This is a genomic window from Vicinamibacterales bacterium (assembly GCA_036496585.1).
Taxonomy (GTDB): domain Bacteria; phylum Acidobacteriota; class Vicinamibacteria; order Vicinamibacterales; family 2-12-FULL-66-21; genus JAICSD01.
Map to the genome: position 1 here is coordinate 32286 of DASXLB010000065.1, position 23502 is coordinate 55787.

General features: G+C 68.7%; 22 protein-coding genes. 6 read left to right on the forward strand and 16 right to left on the reverse strand.

Annotation, left to right across the window (positions count from 1 at the left end):
- Positions 1–18: 18 nt before the first annotated feature.
- Positions 19–1053 (forward strand): c-type cytochrome, encoded by a 1035-nt coding sequence (locus VGI12_18625; protein ID HEY2434693.1) that lies wholly within the window; start codon positions 19–21, stop codon positions 1051–1053.
- On the opposite strand, the gene VGI12_18630 is transcribed toward VGI12_18625, so the two are convergent.
- From VGI12_18630 to VGI12_18655, 6 genes are all read right to left on the reverse strand, one after another.
- Positions 1037–1714, reverse strand: coding sequence for a murein L,D-transpeptidase catalytic domain family protein (locus VGI12_18630; protein HEY2434694.1), 678 nt, complete (start codon positions 1712–1714; stop codon positions 1037–1039). The genes VGI12_18625 and VGI12_18630 overlap by 17 nt on opposite strands.
- Positions 1715–1820: 106 nt before the next feature.
- Positions 1821–2471 (reverse strand): outer membrane beta-barrel protein, encoded by a 651-nt coding sequence (locus tag VGI12_18635; GenBank protein ID HEY2434695.1) that lies wholly within the window; start codon positions 2469–2471, stop codon positions 1821–1823.
- A 4-nt stretch (positions 2472–2475) separates the two neighbouring features.
- On the reverse strand, positions 2476–3990 hold the full coding sequence (locus tag VGI12_18640; GenBank protein HEY2434696.1) for a S8 family serine peptidase: 1515 nt from the start codon (positions 3988–3990) through the stop codon (positions 2476–2478).
- A gap of 72 nt (positions 3991–4062) precedes the next feature.
- The gene (locus VGI12_18645; protein ID HEY2434697.1) at positions 4063–4608 is read right to left on the reverse strand and encodes an inorganic diphosphatase; all 546 of its coding nucleotides are present in this window, start codon (positions 4606–4608) and stop codon (positions 4063–4065) included.
- Positions 4609–4612: 4 nt separating this feature from the next.
- Positions 4613–4966 (reverse strand): CrcB family protein, encoded by a 354-nt coding sequence (locus VGI12_18650; GenBank protein HEY2434698.1) that lies wholly within the window; start codon positions 4964–4966, stop codon positions 4613–4615.
- 144 nt (positions 4967–5110) lie between these two features.
- On the reverse strand, positions 5111–6811 hold the full coding sequence (locus VGI12_18655; protein ID HEY2434699.1) for a glycosyltransferase family 39 protein: 1701 nt from the start codon (positions 6809–6811) through the stop codon (positions 5111–5113).
- Positions 6812–6907: 96 nt separating this feature from the next.
- On the opposite strand from VGI12_18655, the gene VGI12_18660 reads away from it, so the two are divergent.
- Complete coding sequence (locus VGI12_18660) at positions 6908–8152, forward strand: MFS transporter (protein ID HEY2434700.1); 1245 nt, start codon at positions 6908–6910, stop codon at positions 8150–8152.
- 34 nt (positions 8153–8186) lie between these two features.
- Here VGI12_18660 and VGI12_18665 read toward each other — a convergent pair whose 3' ends face one another.
- A complete protein-coding gene (locus VGI12_18665) occupies positions 8187–9107 on the reverse strand; it encodes a sugar phosphate isomerase/epimerase family protein (protein HEY2434701.1) in 921 nt (306 codons plus the stop codon).
- Positions 9104–9808, reverse strand: coding sequence for an orotidine 5'-phosphate decarboxylase / HUMPS family protein (locus VGI12_18670; protein ID HEY2434702.1), 705 nt, complete (start codon positions 9806–9808; stop codon positions 9104–9106). The genes VGI12_18665 and VGI12_18670 overlap by 4 nt, the downstream gene beginning before the upstream one ends.
- Positions 9809–9839: 31 nt before the next feature.
- On the opposite strand from VGI12_18670, the gene VGI12_18675 reads away from it, so the two are divergent.
- Positions 9840–10391 (forward strand): NAD(P)H-dependent oxidoreductase, encoded by a 552-nt coding sequence (locus VGI12_18675; protein ID HEY2434703.1) that lies wholly within the window; start codon positions 9840–9842, stop codon positions 10389–10391.
- Between the two features lie 58 nt (positions 10392–10449).
- On the opposite strand, the gene VGI12_18680 is transcribed toward VGI12_18675, so the two are convergent.
- From VGI12_18680 to VGI12_18695, 4 genes are all read right to left on the reverse strand, one after another.
- Complete coding sequence (locus tag VGI12_18680; GenBank protein ID HEY2434704.1) at positions 10450–12852, reverse strand: ABC transporter permease; 2403 nt, start codon at positions 12850–12852, stop codon at positions 10450–10452.
- A complete protein-coding gene (locus VGI12_18685; protein ID HEY2434705.1) occupies positions 12849–14357 on the reverse strand; it encodes a sodium:solute symporter in 1509 nt (502 codons plus the stop codon). Before VGI12_18685 ends, VGI12_18680 begins: the two co-directional genes overlap by 4 nt.
- Positions 14358–14577: 220 nt before the next feature.
- Entirely contained in the window at positions 14578–17394 is a 2817-nt protein-coding gene (locus tag VGI12_18690; protein ID HEY2434706.1) for an insulinase family protein, read from the reverse strand.
- Positions 17395–17457: 63 nt separating this feature from the next.
- Entirely contained in the window at positions 17458–18042 is a 585-nt protein-coding gene (locus VGI12_18695) for a hypothetical protein (protein HEY2434707.1), read from the reverse strand.
- A gap of 73 nt (positions 18043–18115) precedes the next feature.
- Here VGI12_18695 and VGI12_18700 point away from each other — a divergent pair, with 73 nt between their 5' ends.
- Positions 18116–18517 (forward strand): RidA family protein, encoded by a 402-nt coding sequence (locus VGI12_18700; protein HEY2434708.1) that lies wholly within the window; start codon positions 18116–18118, stop codon positions 18515–18517.
- Positions 18518–18629: 112 nt separating this feature from the next.
- Entirely contained in the window at positions 18630–19439 is an 810-nt protein-coding gene (truA, locus tag VGI12_18705) for a tRNA pseudouridine(38-40) synthase TruA (GenBank protein ID HEY2434709.1), read from the forward strand.
- Between the two features lie 22 nt (positions 19440–19461).
- Here truA and VGI12_18710 read toward each other — a convergent pair whose 3' ends face one another.
- Entirely contained in the window at positions 19462–20076 is a 615-nt protein-coding gene (locus tag VGI12_18710) for a protein-L-isoaspartate(D-aspartate) O-methyltransferase (GenBank protein HEY2434710.1), read from the reverse strand.
- Positions 20077–20184: 108 nt separating this feature from the next.
- Positions 20185–21162, reverse strand: a complete 978-nt coding sequence (locus VGI12_18715; GenBank protein ID HEY2434711.1) for a hypothetical protein — start codon at positions 21160–21162, stop codon at positions 20185–20187.
- Between the two features lie 153 nt (positions 21163–21315).
- On the opposite strand from VGI12_18715, the gene VGI12_18720 reads away from it, so the two are divergent.
- Entirely contained in the window at positions 21316–21966 is a 651-nt protein-coding gene (locus tag VGI12_18720) for a hypothetical protein (GenBank protein ID HEY2434712.1), read from the forward strand.
- Positions 21967–22019: 53 nt separating this feature from the next.
- On the opposite strand, the gene VGI12_18725 is transcribed toward VGI12_18720, so the two are convergent.
- Positions 22020–22817, reverse strand: coding sequence for an MBL fold metallo-hydrolase (locus VGI12_18725; GenBank protein ID HEY2434713.1), 798 nt, complete (start codon positions 22815–22817; stop codon positions 22020–22022).
- Between the two features lie 30 nt (positions 22818–22847).
- Complete coding sequence (locus tag VGI12_18730; GenBank protein ID HEY2434714.1) at positions 22848–23483, reverse strand: GAF domain-containing protein; 636 nt, start codon at positions 23481–23483, stop codon at positions 22848–22850.
- Positions 23484–23502: the final 19 nt, after the last annotated feature.

The window sequence follows — 23502 nt, forward strand, 5'->3', positions numbered from 1 at the left end:
TGACACTAAAATAGGCGCGTGACACACGTGACACGCACGATCATCGGTCCTCTCGCCGTCGGAGCGCTCGTGCTGGCGATCCGGTTATCGGCCGCGGCGCAAGGTGCGCAGGCACCGCAGCCCGCGGCGCCTCCCGACTCCCCCTCGTGGGCGTACGGCGTTCCCAATACGCCTGTCCAGCGTCCGGCCGGGGAGCGACCGGCGCCCGACACGTCGCCGAAGCACGTGCCGGGCAGCGATCAGGCCTTGACGCTCCAGCACATCCGCGACTACTGGGACGTCGGCGACTGGTTCCCGACGGATCATCCGCCGATGCCCAACGTAGTCGTGCACGGCCGGCAGCCGCACGTCCGCGGCTGCGCGATGTGCCACATGCCAAATGGGAAAGGCCGTCCCGAAAACGCTCCCGTCGCCGGACAGCCCGAGCCCTACATCATCCAGCAGCTGCGCGACTTCAAGAACGGCCTGCGGAACAACGCCGATCCGCGCAAGACCAACACGCTGCAGATGATCGAGGCGGCGCAGGACATGACGGACGACGAAATTCAGGAAGCGGCGAAGTACTTCTCGTCGATGCCGTGGACCCACTGGATCACCGTCAAGGAAGCGGCAACGGTACCCACGACGCGGATCGGCGGCAACGTCTTCTTCCCGCTGCCGGGCAGCGAGACGGAACCGATCGGCGATCGCATCATCGAGACGCCCGAAGACGCCGAGCGCTTCGAGCTGCGGGACCCTCGCTCGGGGTTTATCGCCTACGTGCCGCCAGGCAGTGTCAACAAGGGCTCGCTGCTCGTCGCCAGCGGCGGAGGGCGGACGACACCCTGCCGCATCTGCCACGGTCCGGAACTGCTGGGGCTCGGGCCCGTGCCTGGCATCGCCGGCCGCTCGCCGAGCTATCTGATGCGGCAGTTGTGGGACTTCAAGAAGGGCACGCGGCACGGCACGTGGTCGCCGCTGATGCAGCAGATCGTGAAGGACCTCACGCAGGAAGACATGCTGAACCTCGCGGCGTATCTTGCCGCCGCAGGTCCGACTAGTTCAGATAAGTAGACGCGCGCAGCCAGATCGGATCGGGATAGTAGGCGAAGAGAAGGCCTCCGGCCTTTACCGTATCGATGAGCTGTCGCGCGATCTCCGGACGCACGGCGGGACAGCCCAGACTGCGGCCGAGATAGCCGTTGGCCTTCGCCGCCGACGCGCTCACGTACGGTGCGCCGTGAATCACGATGGCGCGTTCGCGCGCGCGATCGTTTGTCCCCTTCTCGAGACCATCCAGTCGAAGCGAGTAGCCGTTGTGCCCGACGTACGGCTCCGCCGTGCGGAAGAGCCCGAGGCTGGTCATGTTGCTCTCGGGGGCGTTCGAGAACGCAGTCGAACGCGTCTTGCCGCTGCCGCGGCCATGCGAGACCAGCTCGTGGAAGAGCAACGCGTGGGTCCGCACGTCGAATACCCACATCCTCGGCTCGGTCGAAGGCTTCGAGTAATCGATCACGGTGAGCGTCGACGGCAGCGCGGCGGCTCCTCGTTCGACCGCCGAGGAGGCCGACTGCAGAGCCAGCCCGAACACAGCCGGGCTGAGGCCGTCCAGCTGAGCTCCGGTCCACGCCTCCTGTGTCAGCGCGGCTGCCGACACTGCCGGTACGCCCGAGGCAGCCGCCGCACTCACGGCAAGAGAGACGACGGCGAGGCAGACGCCAATCCTGAAGTTCATGGGTTGTGTTGAGCTGCGCGGCCCGCGATGGCGCGCACAACGATGGTACGCGCCGTGCTCCCCAAAGGCAACGTCAGCCGTGGACGGCGGAGGTGCGATCGAACGGCTAGCGCGTTCCGAAACCGACGAGCACGCGCGCGCTGAATCCGCCGAGGTCGGTCTCCCCGAACTGATTCATCACGCTCGTGCTCACATCCGGCACGCCGATATGCCGGTACTGCGCCTCGCCGCCGATGAACAAACCCTTCCAGACCTTGACGTCGACGCCGCCGAACCCTTCGCCACCCGTGTAGCGCTCGCTGACGTTGTCGCCCGCCTGCGCGAAGTCCGAGGTTTCCTGGTAGTCGAGCGAGATGAAGGCGCCGCCCACGTAAGGGGTGACGCGGCTGTTGATCGGAAATCGCCATCCGCCGCCCGCTTCGATCGGCGTCATCGTCACGGTGAGCGGGATGTCGAGCGGGTAGACCTGGCCGCCGTCGTCGACAAAAACGCGGCTGCCCGTGCGCGACGAGTGCGTCACCGCGATGCGCAGGAAGAGGTGATGCCACACGTCGACCTCGGCCCCGCCGCCGAAGCCCGTCATCTGGCTGCTGCCGAAAATCGCGTCAAAGCTCTTGGACGCGGCGACCGTCGTCGTGTCGAAGATGCCGTAGACGCGGAGTCCGGCGCCTGGTCCCGACGAGCCTGAATAGGGCTGCGCCGCCGCGGGAGCAGCGCAGCATGCGGCCAGAACGAGTGCGAGCAGCGTCGGCTTCATCGACCTACTTCCTGAGCCCGAGGCCGAACAGCGCCGTGCGCGGCTGAATCAGTCCGGAGCCGAAATCATCATTGCGCGAGGGATCGCTCGGGCTCGGCGTCCCGAGGAACTTCGCCGATCGCTTGAGCGCCTGCTCGATCGCCGCCGGCTTGGTGATCCCCTGGCTGTAGAGCAGCGCGGCCACGCCGGCCACGTGCGGCGACGCCATCGACGTGCCCGCGTAGCCGACCTCGGCGTAGGCGTCGAACCGCGGGAACAGGACGAGCGATGGATCGCTCACCGAAGGGCGGAGGGTCGACTGCCAGATGTAGCCGTTGCCGGCGGCGTCGCTGTCGGAAGGATCGCCGCCGGGCGCCGCGATATCGACGTAGCTGCCGGTGCTCGAATACGACGCGCGGTTGCCGGATCGATTCGTCGCGCCGACCGCCATCACCCCCTGCATGCTCTGTCCGTAGAACGCCGGATACTGCGTCGGGTTGCCTTCCAGCTTGGAATTGCCCGCGGCGATCGCGATGAACACGCCCTTGTCGAGCGCATACTGCAGCGCGGCCTGCTCGGTCGGCGAGGCGCCGTCACCCCCCAGGCTGATGTTGATCACCTTGGCGCCGTTGTCCGCGGCGTAGTGCAGCCCCGCAGCGATGGCGCTGGTCGGACACCCGCCGGCGTCGGGGTCCGCGAATCCGGGAATCCCGGCCGCCGACATGGCGAACTGCACGTCCCAGTAGCTGGCGCACACCTTCACCGGCATGATCCGCGCGTTGTAGGCGATGCCGGCGTCGAGCAGGTTGTTGTTGGTGTCTTCGCCGATCGTCGAGCTGACGTGGGTGCCGTGGCCGTCGGTGTCGAGGGTCGTCGTCCCGCCGCCGGTGATGAAGTCGGTCGCCGAGACGAGGCGCGACACGGCCAGGTCGGGATTGGACGTGAAGGGCACGGTAATCGTCTGGATGGCGCTGCCGTTCCACGTCTTGAACTGCAGCGAACCGGTAAAGTTCGTGATGCCGGTGTCGACGACCGCCACGGTGACGTCGCCGCGGGTGCCGGCATTGATGTCCCAGGCGTGCGGCATGTCGATCGTCTGCAGGTTCCATTGCCGCGGCGCGTAGCCGGTGTCGTTCGGCGCCAGGCTCTTGCGGCGCAGGTAGTTCGGCTGCGCATACGCGACTTCCGGCTGGGAGGCGAGCTGTTCGGAGAGGACGCGCGCGTCGGGCTGCGAGGCATCGCGCAGGACGGCGAATTCCCCCATCCACTGCAGCCGGTCGACCGCGGGACGGCTGCGCAGCGCGTCGAGCGCCCGCTGCTCGCCTTGCACGTCGACGCCGTCCTTGAACCGGACAATCACCTGTCCTGGGAGGTAGTCGAGACGCTCGGCCGCCGCATCGGCGAACGCCTGCGCGTCGGCCGCGGCCATCACGCCGCCCTGCACGGGAGCCGGCGGCGCGTCAACCGTCTGCTGGCCGCGAGTCAGTGGTGACGAAACGATGACAGCAAACGCCGCTGCACACGCAATCGCACGAGGCATGCAGCGACAGTAACACGAGACAACATCGCGCCTCGCGACCAGGCCACCGGCCGTGTCACGGGCGTGGGTGACTCACTTTCCCAGCTGTCCTCGCCGCAGCTGCTTGTACATCTGCAGCGCGTCGCCGATGATGCCGACCGCGGCGTCGGGCCCGAGCAGGTCTTCCACGTTGACCTGCTTGTGCTCGAGCGCCTTGTAGTCCTCGAAGAACCGGCGCACCTGTCGGAGGACGTGGCTGGGCAGCTGCGTCTTGTCGCGATATTCCGAGTAGGCCGGATCGCGCACGCTGACGGCGAGGATCTTGTCGTCGATCCCCTTTTCGTCGCGCATCCGCATCACGCCGATCGCGCGCGCCTCGACGATGGTCAGCGGGAAGACCGGCTCCTGCCCGAGCACCAGGACGTCGAGCGGATCGCCGTCGTCGCAGAAGGTGCGAGGAATGAACCCGTAGTCGGCCGGATAGTAGACGGCGCTGTAGAGCACGCGATCGAGCCGCAGCAGCCCCGTCTCCTTGTCCAGCTCGTACTTGTTGGTGCTGCCCTTGGGGATCTCGATCACCGCCGGAAACGCGGTGGGGATGACCGATTCGTCGATGTAACAGTCGTGCCAGGGATGCATGCGTCTACCTCGCGGCGGCGTATCCGCCGAACACCGCCAACAGGCCGATCAGCACCTGCAGGAACACGTTGACCGCCGCCAGCCCCTGCTGGGAGCCGCGCTGCAGCGTCAGAGTGTCGAGCATGAAGCTCGAGAACGTCGTGAAGCCGCCGAGTATGCCGACGAAGATGAACGCGCGCGCCGGCGGCGACAGGTGCAGCCTGCCGCTCGCCGTCAGGCCTGCCAGCACGCCGATGACCACGGACCCGACGATGTTCACGGTCGCGGTCGCATAGGGCGTCGCCGCCAGACGGGCGAAGGCGATGTTGACCGCATGCCGCATCAGCGAACCGACCGCACCGCCGAAAGCCACTGCCATCCAGATCATGCTCGACACCTGAAATTCGAAGACTGGTGAACAGGGGCGCCGAGCAACACTCCCACGGCTGCCCGCAGGAGTCATTGGCCGTCCAGCGGGACAGCGATGTTATCGGGCGAACTCCACCACCACGCTGCAGATATTCTATGGCAGCCAGGCGGGAAAGCGCTGGCGAGGGGCGTTGGTCACGACGAGCAGGTCGTCCCACTGCTGGCGGCGCAGCCCCCCGGACATCCGGGTGGTGCCGACGACTGCGGGGCTGCGGAACACTTCATGGATACGGACGCCGGCGGCGCGCAGGGCGAGATAGTCGCGCCGGACCATGATGGCGTATCGCGGCGTGTCCGACGCGCCGAAGAAGGCGCGGATTTGTCCGGTGCCAGACAGCCCCGTCAGCGGCCGCTCGGCGTAGTAGCGCAGGCTCGCCCGCCACTGCTCGAGCTGATAGATCGCCGCCGGCGCTTCGGATGGCGTATGGTCCCTGAGCTTCTGCGCGACGAGCGCCGTCGGGTGCGCGTGGTCGAGGGTTGGCAGCCCCACGCCGACGATCACCGCATCGATCGCGAGCAGGCCTGCGGCGAGCGCGAACGGTCTGGCCGGCATGCGCCAGCCGGAGTGCGCCGCGCGAATCAGGAGCCCGACGCCGCCGGCTGCCAGTGCCACCGGGAGCAGGATCGCCGTCGCGGGCAGTTCCAGATTGAGCTCGAACAGGTAGACGCTCGCGAAGGTCCCGGCGACCACGAGCAGGCCGCCCAGCCCGAGTCCCACGGCGTGCACGATCCGCCACGCGCCACGCGGGGCCAGCGCCGCGTCGTGCCAGGCCTTCGCCGCGAGCAGGCAGATCGCCGGCGCGGCCGGGAAGATGTAGTGATCGAGCTTGAACCTGGCGAGCGAGAAGAAGCCGATGACCACCGCCGACCAGATCCAGAGCAGGCGCTCGTCGGCCGCCGGCAAGACGCGCCGCCGCACGCTCTCGACCAGGCCGGCGAGAGCGACCGCGCTCCACGGGAAGAAGCCGCCGACGAACGACCGCAGATAGAAAACGTGGCTGATCGCGCGCGCCGACCACGCTTCCGGCTGGGTGAAGTAATAGAGATTGCCGGCCAGCAGGTAGTCCTGCACGAACGCGTCGCCGAAGTGCGCGAACATCCACACGAACCACGGCGAGGCGACGGCGGCGGCGCCGGCCAGGCCGGCGATCCAGCGCAGGCGGCCGGCGCGGGCCCGTAGCTCGCCGCCACAGGCCCATGCGGCCAGCCAGAAGAGGCCGACCAGGACGAGCGCCACCGGACCTTTGATCATCACGGCCAGCGACAACAGCGCGTAGCCGGCGATCTCGCGACGCCGGCTGCCGTTCGCCGAGGCTTCGATCAGGCAGACCACCGCGCCGAAGAGAAACGCGGTGAAGACCATGTCGAAGAGCGCGAGGCTCGCGAGCATGAACGTCGCCGGAATCGTGGCGAACATCACCGCGGCCCACTCGCCCACCGACTCGCCGAACATCACGATGCCGGCGCGGCGCACCGTCCAGCAGAGCACGAGCGCCGAGAGCGCGCTCGGCAGGCGGACCGCGAACTCGGTCGGCCCGAGCAGCCAGATGGCCGCGGCCTGCAGCCAGTGGAACAGAATCGGCTTGTCGATGTAGGGGTGGCCGTCGAGGAGCGGCACCAGCCAGCTGTGGGCGCGCACCATCTCGCGGGTCAGTTCCGCGTAGTGGGCCTCGTCAGGGTCCATCAGGCTCGGATAGCCGAGGCGCCAGAAGACGACGATCCAGGCAATTGCCGCCCAGCACAGCAGCCGGACGTACTTCGACGATGCACCCAGCGAACTATGGGCGGCAGGCATTGGCAGGAGAAGATCTATCCCCGATGCCGGCCCCACCGCAATAACTCCAGGGGTTTAGTGTTAAGCTTCGGCGCGCCAACGCGCTCCGGAGGGTTGATGCCGAGAGGAAAATTGTTCCTGGCCAGCTGCATTTCGCTGGTCACCACGTCGATGGTGTTTGCGATCCGCGGCGACATCGAAACCGCGATGAGCAGCACGTTTCAGATCAACGCCAAGCAGATGGGCACGATCTGGAGCCCGGCATTCTGGGCGTTCACCATCGCGATCTACATCAGCGGGGCGATCGCCGATCTCGTCGGCCTGCGCGCGCTGCATGTCCTGTCGGCGGTCGGCTACTTCCTCGGCATCGCGCTCGTGCTGCTCGCGCCGCATCCGACCGCGCCGGTGGCAGCGATCTTCGACAACACCGGCACGTCGATGCTCTACGCCGGCTTCTTCGTGATGGGCCTGTCGCAGGGGCTGGTCGAAGGGGTGATCAACCCGCTCGTCGCGACGATCTACAGTGGCGAGAAGACGAAATGGCTGAACCGGCTGCACGCCTGGTGGCCCGGCGGGCAGATCATCGGCGGCCTGCTGGCCGTCGCGATGACCCAGGCGTTCAACGCGAGCTGGCAGCTGAAGCTGTCGACGATCCTGATTCCCGCCACGATCTACCTGGTGATGGCGCTCTCGATGCAGTATCCGCAGACCGAACGCGTGCAGTCAAACATCTCGACCGGTGAGATGTGGTCGCAGGCGGCGCGGCCGCTCTTCCTCCTCCTGTTCTGCTGCATGTGGATGACCGCGGCGGCGGAGCTCGGGCCGGATCAATGGTTCCCGTCGGTGATGGGCGCGCTGGTGCCGCACCTGCAGGGCGTGCTGTTCCTCGTCTACACCGCCGGCCTGGTCTTCGTGCTCCGCACCGCCGGCAGCGGCGTGGCGCACAAGGCCCCGATCTCGACGCTCGTCGTCTGCTCGATCCTCACCGGCGTCGGCCTCTACTGGCTCGGCGGCCTGCAGACCGGCACCAGCGCGGCCGTCGCCTTCGCCGCGGCGACCGTGTTCGGGATCGGCAAGAGCTACTTCTGGCCGACGATGATCGGGATCACCGCCGAGCAGTTCCCGCGCGGCGGCGCGCTGCTGATCTCGATCATGGGCGGCACGGGCATGCTCTCGGTGGCGGTCGCGCTGCCCTTCATGGGCGCCCGCATCGACAAGTACGGACCCGGCGCCGCGCTGCAGATGATGGCCATCCTTGGCGCCATCCTGACGGTGATCTTCGGGCTGCTCTGGTTCTACTTCAAGTCGAAGGGGGGCTATCGTCCGGTCGAACTGGCGAAGGGCAGCGCCGCACACGCCTAGGCGGCCAGGTTCGATCAGATCGACGCTGCCGCCGCTATCGCGTCCTCGGCGGCGATGAGGCGTAGTACTGCGAGCGCTTCGCCTTGAGAAAGTCCACCGACCGCGCGATCTCGTCGAGGCCGTTCATCCCGTCCTCGACCGAGATCCACCCGGTGAACCGCTCCGCCGCCAGCCTGGCGAAAATCGCGTCGTAGTCGATCAGCCCGCGTCCCGTCTCGCCATGCTGCAGCTTGGCCGAGTAGCCGAGCGAGCCGTCAGCCTCCTGCAGGTCGTCGAGGGTCGCTCCCTTGGCCAGCGAGCGGTCCGACGCGTGCATGGTGACCACCCGCGGCAGCACCGTGTCGAGAAAGGCGATCGGATCGTAGCCGCCGACAATCGCGTTCGACGGATCGTATTGCACACCCAGATGCGGCGACGGGATGCGGTGGAGGATCTCGAGATAGACGTCCTCGGCCTGGGCGAATTCCGGATAGCGCCAGGTGCTGTCCTTGTAGTGGTTCTCGAGGCACAGCACGACGCCGCGACGTTCGGCGTACTCCAGCGATCGCTCGATGCCCTCGACCGCCCACGCGACGCCCTGCTGGCGCGTGACGTCCGGCCGTCGCTGGCCGCTGAGCGTCCGACAATGCACCGCCCCCAAGCGGACCGTCAGGTCGATCGCCGCCTTCTGCCGGTCGACCTGGCGGGCGCGCTCGACGGGATCGGGGTGGGTGAAGTCGGGCGAGAAGCACAGCATCGACGTCCGTTGGCCGGTCTCCAGGCACGCCCGGATCGCCGCCGCGATCTCCGGCTCGCCGTGCATGAAACCGTCGTAGTGCTCGATGCCTTCGCCTCCGAGCCGCGCCGCGTCATGGATCCACGGCACGTAGTCGCGCTTGCCCCTGACCAGTTCGTCGAACCAGCACTTGGGAAAGACGCTGAGGCGCGGCGCCGCCGTGACGGCTTCCCCGCTCACCGGCGCCTCACCGGCGTCTTCTTGATCTCCCGGCAAATCTCCTCCAGGACGGCGCTCAGCGTCTGTCCCGCCGGCCTGAAGTCGTCGGCGGCGATCACGAGCGGCGCGCCAAGCACCACGAGCGGCGCGCCGTGCGACGGGCAGGCGATCGCCTGCTGAATCGTCAGGCCTCCGACCGCCTGCACCGGCACCGACACCGCCGCCACGACCGCGTCGAGCTCGTCCATCGGGCTGAGGCCGCGCACCATCCGGCGTTCGTCGTAGCCAATGTGATGCACGATGACGTCGACGCCGAGCCCTTCCATCCAGCCGGCCAGCGCCACCCGATCGGCGGCGCCCAGGTTGTCGCCCATCACCTTGACGCCGTGCCTGCGGCCGGCCTCGACGCACTTGCGGATCGTCGCCTCGTGGGCGCGTCCCATCACGACGACGAAGCTGGCGCCCGCCTTCGCCGCCATCTCCGTTTCCAGATAGCCGCCGTCCATGATCTTCAGATCCGCGACAATCGGATGATCGGGAAAGACGGCGCGCAGCCGCTCGACGGCGCGAAGCCCGTGCGCCTGGATGAGCGGCGTGCCGGCCTCGAGCCAGTCGACCCCGGCGTCGACCGCCACCCTGGCCGTGTCGAGCGCTTCGTCGAGCGAAGTCAGGTCGAGCGAAATCTGCACGATCGGCGATCGCAGCGCGTCGAGGTCCGGCATCGTGCCATCATAGTCAACGGGGGGTCGTTTCATGCGCGACGTGGCGGTGCTGGTCGGCAGCCTGCGAAGAGCTTCATTCAACCGCAAGATGGCGCTGGCGCTGCAGCAGGTGGCGCAGGGCACGCTGGCGCTGGAGCTCGTCGAGATCGGCGCCCTTCCTCTATACGACGAAGACTTCGAAGCGGACGTCCCGTCGCCGGTGACGCAGTTTCGCGACCGCCTGCGGCGCGCGGAGGCCGTGCTGTTCGTCACGCCCGAATACAACCGATCGGTGCCGGGGCTCTTGAAGAACGCCATCGACGTCGGATCGCGTCCGTACGGCAAGAGCGTGTTCAGCCTGAAGCCGGCGGCGATCGTCAGCGTCTCGCAGGGCGTGCTCGGCGCGTTCGGCGCCAATCACCACCTGCGCCAGTCGCTCGTCTTCCTCGACATGCCGACGCTTCAGCAGCCGGAGATGTACATCGGCGGCGCGGCAAAGCTGTTCGACCAGGACGGGCGCCTGATCAACGACGATACGCGCGCCTTCCTGAAGAAATTCGTCGACGCCTTCGCGGGCTGGATCGAGAAGACGAGGCAGGGCTAGGGCCCGCGCTACGGCGTCGTCGCACAGACTTTCAGGTCTGCCCTGCCTCACCGGGCGGTTACTCCGTGCGCAGCGACACCGATGGCGCGACGCGCATCGCCCGGCGCGCCGGGACCAGCATCGTCAGCAGCGAGGCCGCGGCGAGCACGAGCCCGACGATCGCGTAGGGCACCGGATCGCCGGCACGAATCGGCACCGGGGTGTGCTCGAAGACGCGGCTCAACGCAATCGCGCCCGGCACGACGAGCACGAAGCCCACGGCGAGGCCGACGGCGATCGGCCGCAGACCGGTGGCGAGAATCATCCGTGTGACCTGCGCGCCCGTGGCGCCGAGCGCCATGCGCACGCCGATCTCGCGCGTGCGCCGGCCGACGGCAAAGGCGACGACCCCGTAAATCCCGACGAGCGCGAGCACGATCGCGGTCACCGCCAGCGTCCCGGCCATGTCGACGAGGGGCATGAAGGTCGCCGCCGACGCCGCGTCGGCCGCCGCCAGCGTCGTCGGCAACGCGGCCGACCCCGGCCCGAGATCGCGGAGCGCGTCCCGCGCCGCCGCCTGCAATGTCCTGAGGTCGCCCGAGAAGCGCAGCACGAACTGGCCCGACGGCGGCGCCGCCGGCGCGACGATGTAGAGCTGCATCGGGTCGAACGACGCTCCGGAAAGCGCGAGGTCGCCGCGCACGACGCCGACTACGTCCAGCAGATCGTGCTCCGGCGTCTCGAGGATCGCGCCGAGGGCGCCGCCGCGCGGCCACCAGGCGTCGGCGAGCGCCTGCGAGACGACCGCGCCAGCCGCTGCCGCGCGGCCGTCCTCGTCGCGGAGCGCGCGCCCCTGGACGATGCGGCGATTGAGCGTGTCGAAGTAGTTCGGCGAGACGAGATTGATGGCGACGCGCCGGATCGGCGCCGACGCGCCACGCACCGACAGCGGTGTCCCTTCGCCGCCGAGCTCTCCCGTCGACCCGTGCCCGTAGGCTACGGCCACGACGCCTGGCAGAGCGGCGAGCCGCGCCACCGTTGTGGCGTACGCCGTCGTCGGCGCGGTCGGCGGCGGATCGTAGTTGGCGACAAGCAGGTGCGCGGCGTCGACGCTCGGATCCGGCGCGAGCAGCGCCGCTTCGACGCGCAGGAACAGCGCCGTGCCCGAAAGCAGCACCACGCTCATCGCGATCTGCCCGGCGATGAGCACGCTGCGCGCGCGCGTGCGGCCGGCCCCGGCGAGCGCGTCGTGTCCGCCGAGCGACGGCGCGAGCCGCTGGCGCAGCGATTCGACGATCGGTGTCGCGCCGGCGGCGACGCCGGCCGCGAGCGACGCCGCCGCCAGGTAGCTGAACACCGCCAGGTCGAGCTGCATCGGATAGAACGGCATCGCCGGGATCAGCGCGCGCATCGCCGCCGGCACCTGCGAGGCGATCCACGCGCTCAGCGGGACGCCGAGGAGCGCGAAGAGCACGCTCTCGCTCAGCAGCATCCGCAGCAGCCGCCCGCGGCTGCAGCCGATCGCGAGACGAACCGCGATCTCACGGCGCCGCGTCACCGCCCGCGACAGCAGCAGCAGCGCGACGTTGCCCGACGCGATGAGCAGGACCAGGCCGACGCTGCCGAGCACGAGCGGCACGACGAAGACCGCCACCGGCGCCACGGCGGGATCGTGGATGAAGGCGCCGTTGTTCAACGCGACCGCGGTCGTGCGATCGACGGCGAGCGTGTCCTGCTGCCGCATCAGCACGCCGAGCTCCGCCTGCGCTGTCTCGCGCGTGACGCCGCGCTTCAGCCGGCCCTCGACGACCAGCCATGCCGCACGTGGATCGTCGAAGAGCGAGACGCCCTGGCGCAGCGCCGGCTGGTTCGTGTAGGGCACCCAGATGCCTTCACCGCGTACTCGTCCTGGAAACGCCGCCGGCGTCACGCCCACGATCGTGAACGGCTGCCGGTCGAGGAGCAGCGGCTTGCCGAGGACGGCTGGGTCGGCGTCGAAATAGCGCCGCCAGACCTCGTCGCTGATGACGGCGACCGGCGCCGCCGGCGGCTCGCATTCCTCGGAACGGAACGTCCGCCCGCGCTCGAGCCGATCGAGGCCGTAGACCGTGAAGAAGTTGCACGAGACGAGCAGCGTCAGCGAGTTCGCCGCCTCCGCGCCCTGCCGGGCGTGGATCACCGTCCACGCCGCAAGCGGATCGACCGTCGTCGCACGATCGCGAAGCGCCTGATAGTCGCGCGTGGTCAACTGCGGCGCCTCGTGACGCGGCGCGCCGGACCCCGAGTACACCGGCTGCACGTGGACGAAGCTGCCGGGATCGGACGTGACTCTCGCCCGGAACAGCATCCCGTCGAGCACGGTGAAGACGCCGGCGTTGAGGCCGACGCCGAGCGCCAGCGTGACGATGGTGGCGATGGAAACGACCGGCGTCTTGCGGATCAGCCGGAAGGCGAAGCGCAAATCCTGTGTGACGCCGTTCATAAGGCTCCTTGTGTCCGGCGTTGCGCCGGTGTTCCGGCCGGGACCATCAGGCTGACCGCGTAGCCGACGGCGACGCAGATCGCTGTCCCCGCGGCAACATACCACGTCCACGCCAGCCTGGTCGTCCACCAGATCGCCAGCATCGTGATCGCCGAGACGACGATGCCGGCGACCGCGCCGGCGGCGGTGGCGCGCCGGGTCAGCACGCCGAGGCAGAAGGCGCCGAGCATCGGCCCGTAGACGATCGACGCCGCCGTCAGCCCCGCCGTGAACACCGAACCCCAGCCGCGCGCGACGACCGCGATCAGGATCAGGACGACGCCCCAGACGGCGGTGCACCACTTCGAGAGTCGCAGCAGCGTGGCGTCGCTCGCCGTGCCGCCGGTCAGCGGATTGTAGAAGTCCAGCACGGTCGTCGAGGCGAGCGAATTGAGCGAGCCGCTGAGATTCGACATTGCCGCCGCGAAGATCGCCGCGATGACCAGGCCCGAGATGCCGTGCGGCAGCGTCGTGACGATGAAGGCGGGAAAGATCTCGTCGTTCGTCGTGGTCGAGGGACGCGGGGCGTGCTGATAGTAGGCATACAGCATGACGCCGATGCCGAGGAAGAGCACGAACTGAGCGAGCACGATGAAGCCGCTCGTCACGATGGCCTTCTGGCTGTCGCGCAGGTTACGGCACGTCAGCAGGCGCTGCACGAGCAGTTGGTCGGTGCCGTGGCTGGCGCCCGTCAGGAACGTGCCGCCGATGAGGCCGGCCCAGAACGTGAACGGCACGGTGAGGTCGCCGGAGAAGGAGAGGACCTGCAGCTTGCCGGCGGCGCGTGCGGTGGCGACGATCGCCCCCCAGCCGCCGGGCATCAAGTGGACGATCTCGTACGCGGCCAGCAGCGAACCGCCGACGTAGATCACGAACTGGATCAGGTCGGTCCAGATGACGGCGGCGATGCCCCCTTCGAAGGTGTAGAGGAGCGTCAGCACGCCGACAATCCCGATCGACCAGAGCCACAGGCCCGGGATGCCGGAGAAGCTCGACGCCAGTACGGCGGAGAGCACGAGCGAGGCGGCGAACACGCGGACGCCCTCGGCGAGGGCACGCATCAGCAGGAACAGCGCGGCGGCGACCCGGCGGGTGCCGGCGCCGAAGCGCCGCTCGAGCAGCCCGTACGCGGTCAGCAGCTCCCCGCGGAAATACGCCGGCAGCAACAGCCGCGCGATCACGAACCGTCCGGCGATGTAGCCGATGAGCACCTGCAGGTAGGTCAGCGTGCCCCCCTGCTCCGGCCGCGCAAACGTGCCGTAGGCGAGCGCCGGCACGCCGATCAGCGTCAGCGTGCTGGTTTCGGTCGCGACGATCGACAGACAGATGACGATCCAGGGCGTCTGCCGCGCGCCGAGGAAGTAGTCCCGGACGCTGCGCTGCGACGTGCGGAAGCGCATGCCGAACGCGGTGATGCCGGCGAGATAGGCGATCAGCACCACGTAGTCGATCGCGGAGAAGCCCATCGGCCGCTGAAAGTATCATGGGGCGGGACGAGGGGGCGGGGGCCGAGTGGACGACGACTACAGAAAAATGATGACCTGGGTCGCGATTGCGCTCGTCGCGAGCGTGATCGCGGCGCTGGTGATCGTCACACTGGTGGTCCGTCATTACGGGCCGTGACGCGTCGAGGGTCCGTCGACGCGCGCGGATCGTCGCTGCCCGGTCGGTCCAGCCGGCTGCGTCTCACTGCGCCGCCGGCAGCAGCGTGACCGCCGTGCTGCGGTTCTCGGGGAAGTACCGAGTGAAGGCGTCCTTCACCGAGGCGACGGTCAGCGCGTTGATGCGATCGAGGCGGGTGGCGATGATCGCCGGATCCTGCCGGTAGAGATCGACGGCCTTGAAGCGGTTCAGCCAGTAGCTGTTGGTCTTGAGCGCCGTCTCGTAGTTGCGGCGCGCGGTCTCCTTGACCTTGTTCAACTGCGCCTCGGTCGGCCCGTCGCGCTTGAATCGCGCCACTTCCTCGCGGACGCGCGCGGTCATCCGGCCGATGTTCTCGGGGGCGGCGCCGAAGCTGATCTCGACATGGCCGTCGCCGCGCTGCGGCGGCATCTGCGCGAGGCCGACCGAGACGGTGTAGGTCTGTCCGAGCTCCTCACGCAGGATGTCGCGCAGCGACAGCTCGAGCACGTCGGTCGCGGCGAGCGCGAGCTCCTGCGCCATCGGATCGTCGGCGGCGGGCTCGGCGAAGTAGCTGATCACCGTTTCGCTCTTCGGCTCGCGCCCCTTCTGCACCGTCGCCTTCTCGTCCTGCGACGGGAAGTGAAGGCCGACGTCCTTATAGTTCGACGTGGCGGCGCCGCGCGAAGGCAGGCCGCCGACATAGCGCTGCAGCAGCGGCAGCGCCTGGTCGACGGTGAACGCGCCCACCATGTAGAAGTGGAAGTCGGCGGCATTGTTGAAGCGATCCGCGTAGAACCGGACCATCTTGCCGCGATCGAGCGCGTTGACGCGCTCGACGGTCAGCGGCCGCGAGGTGTAGTGGTTCGAGGTGTTGACTTCGTCCAGCTTGTCGCCGAAGACCGCATCCGGGCTGTCGAGGCGGTTGACCACGGCGGCGGTCAGCTGCCGCTTCATCAGATCGAAGGCCTGCGGGTCGTCTCCCGGCAGCGTGAACCGGGCGTAGAGAAGCTGCAGCGCCGTCTCGAGCTGGGCCGGCGCCGCCGCCCCTTCGATCCCGTGCATCGACAGCGACGCGAACGGCGTCGCGCTGGCGATGCGGCCGGCCAGCTGTTTCTGCAGTTCGACCGCCGTCATCCCGGACGCGCCCGAGACATTGACGTAGCTCGTGGCCAGTTCGGCCTCGACGTAGTCGTCGGGGGAGGCGAGCGAGGTGCCCCCCTTGGCCTGCATCGAGAACAGCACCTGATCGTTCTTATAGTCGGTCGGCTTGAGCCAGGCCTCGACGCCGTTGGCGAACGTGACCACCGTCAGCCCGACCGCCTCGACGGTGCGGCGGGCGGTGATCGCGGCGGGCTCGGGCGGGTGGGGCACGAGTTCACGCGTCGACGTCGTGTCGTTCCAGGCCGCGACGGTGGTGGATTCGGCGGCGCTGAGCGCGCGTTTCAGCTCGGCCTCGGCCGGCACCGTGATCCCGGCCTTCTGGGGCGAGGTCGCGAGGATGACCCGGCCGTCCTCGGCGAGCAGCGTCTTGGCGAGCGCCGAGACTTCGCCGACCGTCACCGTCGGCAGCAGCTGCTGCACCAGGCGGTATTCGTAGGCGATCCCGGGGCTCGGTTCGCGCTCGAGGAAATCGTCGAGGTATTCCTGCGCGAACGATCCGCTCTCGGTCTTGTCACGCTCGGTATAGGCGCGTTCGTAGAAGGCGAGCATCCACTTGCGGGCGCGATCCAGCTCGCTGGCGCTGAACCCGAACTCGCGGGCGCGCTTGGCCTCGATCGCCACCGCGGTCAGCCCCTCGGCGATCTTGCCGTCCTCGACGCCGGCGCCGAGCGACACCGTTTCGACGTCCTGGCTGAGCGGCCCGCTGCCGGTGCCGGCGCTGAGGAACTTGGCGTCAGGGCGCCTCGAGATTTCGTCGAAGCGATCGTTGAGCATCTGCTCGAAGATCCGCTGCACGAGCGACCGCCGGTAGTCCGCCACTGTCGTCTCGTACTCGCGCGGCCGCTGGCGCAGCAGCGTCACCGACGACTGCGTGACCTCGGGATCGGCGACGACGCTGACGAGCGCCTCCTCGTGCAGCGGCACGTCGGCTTTGGTCGGCGGCGGTTCCGGCGCGCGCGCCTTGAGGCCGCCGAAGGCCGCCGTGATCATGTCCACCAGCTTCTGCGGATCCACGTCGCCGACCGCGACGACCGCCATCCGATCCGGGCGGTAGTAGGTGTCGTAGAAGGATTTGAGCCGGGCCGGCGGAAACGTCCGCAGGATGTCCGGCTTGCCGATCGGCAGGCGGTCGGCATAGCGGGAGTGCCAGAAGAGCACCGGGATCTGCTTGTCGCGGATGCGGGAGCCGGCGCCCAGGCCGCCGCGCCATTCCTCGATCACGACACCGCGCTCCTTGTCGATCTCCTTGGGGTCGAGCGTGAGACCGCCGGCGAAGTCGGCGAAGGCGGTGAACCCCTTTTCGACGATCTCCGGCTTGTCGCTCGGCAGATCGAGCATGTAGATGGTGTTCTCGAATCCCGTCTGGGCGTTGACGTGCGGGCCCAGCCTGGCGCCGGTCGATTCGAAATAGGAGATCAGGTCGCCGGGCTTGAAATGCTCGCTGCCGTTGAAGGCCATGTGCTCGAGCATGTGCGCCAGCCCCTGCTGATCGTCCCCTTCGTCGAGCGAGCCGGCCTTCACCGCCAGGCGGAGCACCACGCGGTTCGCCGGCCGGGCGTTCTGGCGCACGAAGTAGGTGAGGCCGTTACTCAGCCGCGCCGTGCGGACCGCCGCGTCGAAGGGAATCTTCTCCTGCAGCGCTTGGCGCGCCGCGATCGGCGCCAGCAGGAGCGTGACGAGGGCCGTGATGAATGCGAGGCGCGTTCGCGGGTGGGGCATCCCGTGACTGTACACCGAAGCAGGCGGTGCGCCGATCGTCAGGACGCGACAGAGCCGCGGCGCTCAGCGATAGCGCGCGAGGTCGATCCGCGCCTTCCAGATCACGTTCGCCTGATCGTCGATCACGATGAGCGACGGCGACGGCGCCGACATGATGTCGGCACGCGGGAACGTGGCGTCGAGTCGCACCCCGGTCATCGAGTTGCCGGGTCCGATCAGGCCTGGCGGATAGACGGCGTCGCGCTTCAATGGCTGTGCCACCAGCGGCTTCGTCGTCGGGCCGGTCTCGATGTACAGCTCGTAGGGCGGCGGCTTCGCGTAGGTGTTGAGCGGATGAAGACGCGCCTCGACCACGAAGGTGACCAGACCGTCGAGGGGGGACATCGCCTTCGCCAGATCGCGATCGGTGATCAGGTACTGCCCCTGTATCGCCTGTTCGTGCACGAACAGCACGGCACGGCGGAACTCGGTGATCACTTCCGCATGGTCGACCGTGCCGCTGACGGCAAGCTCGTAGCCGCGGTTGAACGCCTCGAAGAGCGCGGTGTCGTGGGTGCGTCCGAGATCGAACGCCTCACGCGCCGACGGCACCTCGGCCTGACGGGCGAACGCCGCGACCGCCAACACTGCGACGAGCACACCACGCACGCGAAGGCCTCCGGCCCGATTATGCATCCGGCGGCGCCGTCGAGCCAGCGGAGGCTCGCGGTAAGATGGCGCCGTGTCCGACACCCCGCGCCCCGTCACCAGCAGCGCGCTGCCCTCTCCGGTGGGTCCCTATTCACCGGGGATGCGCGTCGGCAACCTCGTGTTCGTCTCGGGGCAGGCCGGACGCGAGCCCGGCACCGGGCGCCTGTCGCCCGACGTCGAAGGACAGACCGAACAGGCGCTGAAGAACATCGCCACGATTCTGGAAGCCTCCGGCTCCGGGCTCGAGCACGTCGTGCGCTGCGGGGTCTTTCTCGTCGACATGAGCGAGTTTCCCAAGATGAACGCGGTCTACGCGCGGATGTTCGGCGCCCACCGGCCGGCCCGCACCACGGTCGAGGTCAAAGGATTGCCCGGCGACGGCCTGCTCGTCGAAATCGATGCCATCGCGGTCGTGCCGGAAGGAATCGGGTGATCCGGTGATCGGGTGATCGGGTGATCTCCGGATCGGGTGATCGGATCAGGTAATCTGCCCTGTCGATCGCCCGATCACCGGATCACCCGATCACCCGATCACCCGATTCTTCATGCCCCGTTTCAAGCTGCTCATCGAATACGCCGGGACGCGCTACAGCGGCTGGCAGATCCAGAAGAACGCGCGGACGGTCGCCGGGGAGATCGATCGCGCGATTCGCGAGGTGTCGCGGCGCACGGCATTCGAGCTGTATGGCGCCGGCCGCACCGACGCCGGCGTGCACGCGCTCGGGCAGGTCGCGCACCTCGAGCTTTACACCGATCTGACCCCGGCAATCCTGCGTCACCGCCTCAACGACGCGCTGCCGGGCGATATTTACATCCGCGCGATCGACAACGTCCCGCACCGGTTCCACGCCCGGCACGACGTGCGCCAGCGCAGCTACGTCTATCAGATCTCGCGTCGCAAGACGGCGTTCTTCAAGCCCTACGTGTGGTGGGTCAAGGAGGCGCTCGACGTCGGCGCGATGGAGCGCGCCGCCGCGACGTTCGTCGGGATGCGCGACTTCGCCTCCTTCACGGCCGACGAGCCGGACGAGAAATCGACGCGCGTGCTCGTCGATCGAATCGAGATCGCCGAGGACGGCGACCTCGTCCTGCTCCGGGTGGTCGGATCCCATTTCCTGTGGCGCATGGTGCGGCGGCTGGTCGGGGTGCTGGCCGCGGTCGGGCGGAACGACCTGCGCGTGGACGAGGTCGCGCGATTCCTCGACGAGCGCTCCGAGGTGCCCGCGACGCTGACGGCGCCCGCGTCGGGGCTGTTCCTCGAGTCGGTGTGCTATTCGAGCGAGGAGCAGCCAGGTCCGCTCCGCGCCGTCCCCGCCGTGCCCGTCGTGAACAGGCCGAGCCGCCGAGGCAACTGATTCCGTCCCGCCACCTTCGCCGCTACGGGCGAACGAGAGGGACGAAGCGGACGCTCAGCGTGGCGAGCAGATCGACGCGCGTCCCGTGCTTCTGGAGGACGCGCAGCTCCTGATTCGACGCGCCGACGGGAATGACCAGGATGCCGGTGTCGACGAGCTGTTCGACGAGCGGCGGCGGCACGGCGTCCGCGGCGGCGGCAACCAGGATCCGATCGTAGGGCGCGTGCTCGGGCCAGCCGTGGTGGCCGTCGCCGACGTGCCGGCGCACGTTGCCGTAGCCCAGCATCTCGAGCCGGCGGCCCGCCTCCTCCGCAAGCGCAGCGATCACCTCGACGGAATACACCTCGCGTACCAGATCGGCGAGCACCGCTGTCTGATAGCCGCAGCCGGTGCCGATCTCGAGCACCCGATGCGACGGCTGCAGCCGCAGCGCCTCGGTCATGAACGCGACGATGTAGGGTTGTGAGATGGTCTGACCGTGGCCGATCGGGACCGGATGATCGGCGTAGGCGTCGTGGCGGGCGCTCTCGGGCACGAAGCGGTCGCGCGGCACGCGTCCGAGCGCCTCGAGCACGCGCGGATCGCGGACGTCGCGCCCGCGAATCTGCTCCTCGATCATCCGCTGCTGCGGGGTCATCGGGCCTCCACCAGATCGCGTTGAGGGCAGACCTGAAGGTCTGCGCTACGTCTCGAGCATGGTCTGCGCTTACATTCCAGGCGGAACAGACCCGACTTGACGACGATGTTACCTGATGATCCGCAGGTTGGTCGGCGCGTGCGGCCCGTTGCCCCGCCACCCGAGCTGGACCACCTCGAAGTCGCTGGCCGACAGCGACGAGAACGCCGGGTTCAGCACCGAGTTGTCCCAGCGCGCGTCCATCGTCCCGGTGACGTACATGTCGGAGCCGTTGTCGGCCACGATCAGGCCGTAGCGCTGCATCGCGCGGAAGATGCGCTGGACGTCCGGGGTGTAGGACGAGAGGGTCTTCGACGACTTGAGCCGCAGGCGGGCCCCCATCGGCAGCGCTCCCGTCGTCGATCCCGCCTGGTGCGAGGCCGGCCAGACGTAGCCGTTGGTCGCGCGCACCGTGACGCGAAAGGCGTGCGTGATCTCGCTGGTGCCGTTGGCCTCCTCGTAGCGGACGAGCCCGGGGAAGATCGGCAGACCGGCTGCGTCAGCCGACGTCCATCCCTCCGGCCGGCGGGCGTTGGTCGTCAGGTCGAAGATGGCGCCGCAATCGGCTTCCCATCGATTGAGCGCCGCGTTCCAGAACGTCCCGGCAGTCTCGTAGAGCAGCGAGTGGTCCTTGTCGACGATCAGCATGTGGCGATCGCCGCTGGTGCCGCCGCCCGGCACCGCCCCCTCGATGTAGTCCGGCTGCGTCGCGGCCTCGATCGGAATCGGATAGCCAGCGGGGCGGCCGGGCGCGCCGTTGTCGCTCTCGTCGCCGTACGCGACCCAGGTCGGCTGGACGAGCGGCTGATCGCCGGTCACGACGATGTAGGGAATGCCGTACGGCGAGGGACCGAAGTCGGGATGCGGCTTCCGCGTGCCGCCGATGAAGGAGATGAAGGCCGACGAGTTCGTATCCACCGGGGCCTGGCTGATGTCGGCGTTCCACCAGTTGTCGGGCGGAAACACCGAGGCGACGCCAATCGGTCCGCCGAGCATGGCCGAGGCGAGCGTCAGAGACACCGCGAGCAGGACGGGACGTACGAGCATCCTCTCCGCCGTATCAGGATCCGTGCCGGCGGTAAGTCGCTGAAGGACAGTGAGCTCGGGGCGAGGCGCGGTGCAGTTCTTACACGGCGCGTACGAACTTGTCATAAAGTCCGCGGCCGCTCGCGCCGACACACCACACGGCGCTCAATGCCCGTGCGGGACTTCAGGTATCACCTGCTCTCCATCGGCGTAAACCGCGAGGCCAACGGCGCGAGCGTCCGCTCGGCCGAACGCGACGCATTCGGCGTCTCCTGGACCTTCGCACAACTCGGCTACTGGCGCGCCGAGCGCAATCGGTGTCTCACCGGCGCGCAGACCGCAGCGGCGGCCGTCGACGCGCATCTGGGACACTGCGCGACACTCGGCGATCTCGATCTGCTGCTGGTGTACTGGTCGGGACACCTTTTCAACGTCGAGCGCGTCGTCGAGGCGCTCGCCAGAGACGGCGGCGCGCGGCTGCGCGTGCTGATCGTCGACACGTGTCACGCGGAGGATCGGATCCGCCACCTGGGGGACGCGATCGAGGCGGTTGCGCCCGAGCGGCGCCCCATCGTGCTCGCCTCGTGCGCGGCCGACTCGCGCACGCGCGAGAACAGCGTGCACGGCTTCTTCACCGGCGCGCTGCTGCGCCAGCTGCGGCGGCCGCGGCGCCCCGGTACCCGCACCCTCGACCTGCTCGACGCGTTCAACCGCGCCGCCGACGAAGCGGTCTGTCGCACCGGCCGTGAGCCGCTGTTCGCCGCCAACGGCGCCGGCCGCCTGCGGATCCCGATCCTGACGCAGAGCGCCCTGCCCTTCGACTAGTCTCCGCGGGGACGTCGCCCTCTACACTCTGTCTCGCCGCGACGCGGCCGACCTCAGATCGTGAACGTATGGCCCTCGCGCGCAGCGCGGGTCGCATCGAACACCCGCCGAGCGTCCCGCTCGATCTCGCGCAGCTCGGCGTCGGTCCGCCCGGGCTTGTGATGGAACAGGTACAACGCGCCAGCGCCGGTCGCGACGGCGAATTCCGCGCACTGGCGCCAGTCGCTGTGTCCCCAGCCGGCGTAGCGCGGGCGCTCGTCGGGGGTGAACTGCGCATCGAGGACGACTGCGGCCGCCCCCTCGGCAAACGCCGCGAACGGCTCGTCGTACTCGGGCATCCCGAACTCGTGATCGGTTGCGAACACGAAATCCCCGCCGCGACCCGCGACGCGATACGCGAATGCGCCGCCGGGATGATTCAGCGCGATCGCCGCGACCTCGAAGCCGCCGATCGCCGCACGGCCTGGCGCGATCATCCGCGGCGCGGGATGATTCGGCAGCGCGCGGTACGGCAGCGGATGGAACGGCTCGCGAAAGAGGACGTCGAGCCAGGCCGGATCGTGCGACGGCAGGGCGGGCGCGTACAGCGAGAGCGCGCAGCGCGAATCGGCGAGCGCCGGGAAGTACGGCAGTCCCAGCAGGTGATCCCAGTGATAGTGCGTGAGCACGAGCGCGACGTTCGCATCCGGGGCGGGCGTGACGCCGCAGATGCCGCTGCCCGCGTCGAGCACGAGCACGGCCCCGGTGGACTCGTCGAGGATCTCGATGCAGGCCGTGTTGCAACCGTGTTCAGCGCCGTCGGGCTGGTCCCACGGGACCGATCCGCGGACGCCCCGGAACGAAACGCGCATGACGGCTGAGTGTACAGCCGGCGTGCCGGATCAGCGCGACTGCACCAGCCTGAGCGACGGGGCGGCCCGCCGCACCGGATAGACCTGGTCTTCGTCGGCGATCACGGCGTCGACCATGGCGGCGGCCAGCTTCGGCGCCAGCAGCTCCAGCACGCGCAGATGGTCGTCGGTGAAGGCCAGCAGCTCTTGCGAGTAGAGAGCCAGCACCGCGATCAGCGCATCGCTGTCGACGAGGGGAACGACCAGCGAAGACCGCAGCGCCGGCGCGCTCTGGGCGCGGAAGCCGAGATCGATGACCGGCTCGCCGTTCACGACGGGCGTCCGATGGACTGCCACCCAGCCAGCCATGCCGGTGCCGGACGGCCTCGTGACGCCGCGCAGCGCATGCGCATGCGCCCCGGCAGCGAACCGCGCCACGACGTTGTCGTGCGTGTCGTCGGGCAGGAACAGCGCCATCGACTCGCACGAGACGATCTGCCGGAGCAGCATCCAGACGAGCGCCCCGATGTCCGGCAGGAGCGCGGTCCCGCCGAGCGCGCGCGTCAGGCTGGCCACCGCCAGCAGTCCCTCGTCCAGCCGATTGTCCTGTGCCCTCACACTCGATCCCCCGGCGAAGCAGACCGCGCCGCCATGTTCGGCAACGACGCGATCGGTCGCTGTAACCATCTATGAACAATGCCGCTAT